The organism is Idiomarina sp. UBA4206 (assembly GCF_002383015.1).
Classification (GTDB): Bacteria; Pseudomonadota; Gammaproteobacteria; order Enterobacterales; family Alteromonadaceae; genus Idiomarina; species Idiomarina abyssalis.
In genome coordinates, this window is record NZ_DFTS01000039.1 from 48,750 (window position 1) to 49,306 (window position 557).

Consider the following 557-nt stretch of genomic DNA (forward strand, 5'->3'; position numbering starts at 1 on the left):
TAGGCAATAATTTCTCCTTTTTGCTGGTCGACTGTCGCTTTTGATGTGGATAGCCATTGCCCATCACGGTGAATAATAACGTTACCGGTAAAGTACGCCTTCTCATCTGCAAAAATTTCGGCGCTGCGCGATTCAACGCCAATAGTGCCTGCTTCAGTTTGCTGCAGTTGCACTGAACCAATTACATTTTCTGCGGGCCGGGAAGCCTCACAAGCCATGCCTTGTTGCACGTTTTGATTTTGTAAAGCCGCTAGCGCATCGCCAGTAAACGACAGTAGCATCAGCGGAGTAATAAACCTTAGCAGCAATTGAATCTTCCGTTCGTTGTTATTAAATGCATTTATTCTGTTTTGCAGCGCGAGGGTATAATAAAGCAATTTTGTTTGTTTCGCTATTTGGTACACTGCTAGTTTTAAGGCTTTGCGACAAAATTTGGTGGAGGATAATTTGGAAGACAAACGAGAAGTGGCTCTGCAGGCTTGGTGCGAAGCCCAGACCGGGGTTCCCCAGCCGACTTTAGAGGTTGTATCCGGCGATGCCAGTTTCCGTCGTTATTT

General features: G+C 46.0%; 1 protein-coding gene. It reads right to left on the bottom strand.

Annotated elements, in window-relative coordinates; all coding sequences use genetic code 11:
* A partial coding sequence (locus tag B3180_RS08280) for an LptA/OstA family protein (protein WP_286843964.1) occupies positions 1 to 308 on the bottom strand: 308 nt, incomplete at its 3' end.
* Positions 309 to 557 lie beyond the last annotated feature (249 nt).